General features: G+C 46.6%; 4 protein-coding genes. 1 reads left to right on the forward strand and 3 read right to left on the reverse strand.

What is annotated here, in order from left to right:
- Positions 1-659, forward strand: a 659-nt coding sequence (locus ABVT36_RS18760; RefSeq protein ID WP_368457922.1) for a hypothetical protein, incomplete at its 5' end; no start/stop codon positions are given.
- Between the two features lie 919 nt (positions 660-1,578).
- Here ABVT36_RS18760 and ABVT36_RS18765 read toward each other — a convergent pair.
- The 3 genes from ABVT36_RS18765 to ABVT36_RS18775 are packed head-to-tail and all read right to left on the reverse strand — an operon-like array spanning position 1,579 to position 2,810.
- A complete protein-coding gene (locus tag ABVT36_RS18765) occupies positions 1,579-1,956 on the reverse strand; it encodes a thermonuclease family protein (RefSeq protein WP_368457923.1) in 378 nt (125 codons plus the stop codon).
- Positions 1,957-2,011: 55 nt separating this feature from the next.
- On the reverse strand, positions 2,012-2,518 hold the full coding sequence (locus tag ABVT36_RS18770; protein WP_368457924.1) for a GNAT family N-acetyltransferase: 507 nt from the start codon (positions 2,516-2,518) through the stop codon (positions 2,012-2,014).
- Positions 2,519-2,552: 34 nt separating this feature from the next.
- Positions 2,553-2,810, reverse strand: coding sequence for a YjhX family toxin (locus tag ABVT36_RS18775; protein WP_368457925.1), 258 nt, complete (start codon positions 2,808-2,810; stop codon positions 2,553-2,555).
- Between the last annotated feature and the right edge of the window lie 516 nt (positions 2,811-3,326).

A 3,326-nucleotide genomic window follows, 5' to 3' on the forward strand; every position in this document is an offset into this window, starting at 1 on the left:
ACCTCAGGACTTTGACAGGTGGTGGGCGGTCAGGCGGAGGTGGAGGTTACTTTTACGTCTCACAAACTTCCTCTTCGGGTAGTTCGAATTCGTCTTCTGATGACGCGGGAAGTGAAGAGGATACCGAGGATAGTAAAGTGTCCCCCGCGGGGACTCCTTATGATGAAGAAGTGGTAGTTAGGGGTGATCCGAATGCACAAAAGGAGCCTAGCTTTATCGGCTTCATAAAGGAAGAAGGTGTTAATATTCTTCTGCGAACTGGGCAGGCTATTGGTGGAGCTGGGCAAGTTCTTTTAGGTTCCGCAATTTGTAGCGGCGGTGTTACTTGTGTGGCTGGAGCTGTTGTTGCAGCTAAAGGTGCTGATAACTTTCAGGCAGGAATTAGAGGGACGGATAGTGTTTCTCAACAACTCTTGATCGATGTTACTGGTAGTGAGCAGGCCGGAACACTAATCAATGCTGGGCTTGATTTAGGTACTTCTGTGGGCGGCTTAGTGCGAAGTGTTCCTAAGATAAGCGCATACGGAACAGCGTACAATCCAGCATGGTATAAAGGTGTTCCGGGCTATCATGAGCCGGCTCTCAATCAGGCTACGAATACTGCCTTAACGGTTGAGCTGTTTTCGAGTGGGTCCACTATTTACAGTGCTGTGGATTAAAGGTGGTAAGAGTGGATATTTTGATACTGGTCTCATATATATTTTTGCTTAGGTTGGTTTTATTTCTATTTTTTAGGAAGTTTTCTTCCGAAATCAGCACATACGTTTTGGTGATTTTTTTGTTGATAATGGCTTTTGCTGTGCCGCTACCGATTATGCTTGTTAAGAAGGAGGTTATTGTTAATAGCATTCCTAATATACTTTTATCTGGCGTGTCTATTTTTTATTTTGCGTTTGTAATTTCAAGAAAACTTAATCAGTGGAAGAGGAAGTCGAATGAATAATTGGGGTCAGAGTAAAGTTTTGACGCCTTCCATTTAACAGGAAGTGTTTCAGGCAAAGGAGTAGTTGTGGATACCCAGGTGAATTATGCCCCACAAATTGGAGATACAATCTATCAAGAGATTAGTGCGGATCTTGTAACCGGATTCCACAATGACAGCGGCCTTGCTAACATTGTTATAACCCAAACTATAGTTAACAGCGATGGCATTATACTAAGAAGGCAACAAGGTTCCCCAGGGTTTTGAATACTATGAAATTGGCATATGTTTACTTGAAAAACCTTTTTTCTTATCCGCTTTTCAGGAGTGGGCTCTATGGCTTGGTAGGATATTCAGTATTTTTTTTCAGGGTAGATATGGGGAAATTGGGTTGGATTCCACTTGCAGTGTGTATTGTTTGGGTAATCGTTAGCCTCGTTTTTTTTGTGATTAAAATGAAAAATTTCGACAGAATTAAAGATTAGGGCCGGAGTGAGAAAGGTGCTCACTCCGGCAGCTCGCTAGTCGCTTGGCACTTTCCTGAGCCTGTATTAAGTAAATGCCATTTAGATCGGAGTAAGATTTTAACACTTTTTTCGCGCGGTCTGATGTATTTCTTCCATTAGAAGCGGGTGGCTGATTTCGATAAAGTGAGATCAGCCCCCGCACCAATTCCGCCTCTTGCCCCCATGATACTCATACCCAAGGTTAGCGCCTATGAGTAGCTGATCTAGCCGCTTTCCATCTACCCATACTTCAGCTAATAACCTGAAATACTTGTCCCGCTCTATCTCCTCAAGGCGTACTTCTTGGGCGCCGTGAAACACAGTGGCGGTGAATTGTTTGGCCTTTCGTGCCAGTTCCTTTTCAGCCTGGCACTTGCCCCGCAACTCCGGGGTGTCTACGCCCTTAACTCTGACGCCGATGCGCTTGCCGACTATATCGGGCCATCCTGGGACATTAATGGTGAAGGCGCCTAATTTTAAATCATGAATAACGTTTTCATTCTCCAGTAATTGATGAAGACTGATCATCTGCAGCTTCCCCAAAGTCTATGCAGGTGAAGGGCGCGCGATTACGCGCCCCAGTTTACACTTGCTCGCTCGGGTGCCCCCACATACGTGGGTCGGCGTAGGGTCCAGTTAAGCTGGATGTGGATTCGCCCACGCCATCTAGTGCCCCCGGGGTCAGCTCACGGGCGAACCAACACTCTAACGGAGCTTTGGTTCTCACGGGAGGCAGGACCTTATGAGGGGTACTGTAGCGTTTGCCGTAATGAAATGGCTCACCCATAACAAAGATCACGTCAGCGTCCAGCTGCTTCTCAGCCTCTTCCATCAGCCTGGTGGCGTACCCTTTTCGTTGGTACTGAGGCAGTACTGCCAGGGGGGCCAGCACGTAACACTTGAGGTGTGGTGCCGCGTCTACGGTAATAGGGGTGTAGCATGCATGTGCTACTCCTTCATACACGATAGAGAAGCTACCGTCTTCAATCAGAGCGTCTGCGAAGTCAGCATAGAGCTTCGCGTGTCGTTCATCATAGAGACCGCCGGCGGCAGCGAAGGCCTCATATTGTATTTGGTAAGGTGTTTTCATAAGAAAATATCCTCCTTTCAGGTTGTCTAAAAAGTTATCGCTGGTCCATTTGTGATCGAACGGAACTAGCCCCCAATTGCGTGATGCGATAGGGCTGGCTCTTTTTCGAGCTGACAAATTTCTTACTTTTCAGGCGTTTGAAAACGTCAAGCGTGCAACTGGGAAGGACGTGTCCATCCCGTGTGTAGCAGATGACTTCATGGACTTTGCCACTTTCGTGACGAAGGTAGTGAATCTCGCCGCCAAGTGCGAGAACGTGCAGAACGCGCTGCTCGTGCTTTGAAATGTTCAATGGAGTGCCTCAATCTTCAGGAATCGCGGACATAAGTCTCCTCAGCATCTCGCGTGAGGGCCTTAAGTGTTAGGAGCGTTCCTTAACCCTAAACAGGATTAGGAACGTGCGAATACCTGATGATCTAGCAAAAAATTTCCATTGATGGATAAGGACAGGCGCGAATCATAGTGGGCAAATGGACAAATGTAAAGGGTGGCATTTTCGTGTGATTGCTCAGAACAAGGAAAGCCTTTATTTAACAAGAGTATGGACCAGTAAAAGTACTGATAGAATATACAGTCCCGGTAGGGGGTAACTGCTACCCCTAATAGACATCGCAAGGGGTAGAATACTGGTTATAAATACAGTAATTACCCCTCAAAAAGCTCGATACTTATTGATTTTATTAGTGTTATCAGAGGCTTGTGGCTCCTGAGGTCGCGGGTTCGATCCCCGTCAGCCACCCCAATATTCCCCATCTAAATCAAAGACTTACGAATCCTGCCCAGTGCGGGTTTTTTCGTTTTGGGCGCT

The organism is Microbulbifer sp. TYP-18 (genome assembly GCF_040932045.1).
Lineage (GTDB): Bacteria > Pseudomonadota > Gammaproteobacteria > Pseudomonadales > Cellvibrionaceae > Microbulbifer.

Excerpts from the sequence above, each read along its gene's own strand:
- ABVT36_RS18765 (WP_368457923.1), bottom strand. The coding sequence starts at position 1,956 with ATGATCAGTCTTCATCAATTACTGGAGAATGAAAACGTTATTCATGAT.
- ABVT36_RS18770 (WP_368457924.1), bottom strand. The coding sequence starts at position 2,518 with ATGAAAACACCTTACCAAATACAATATGAGGCCTTCGCTGCCGCCGGC.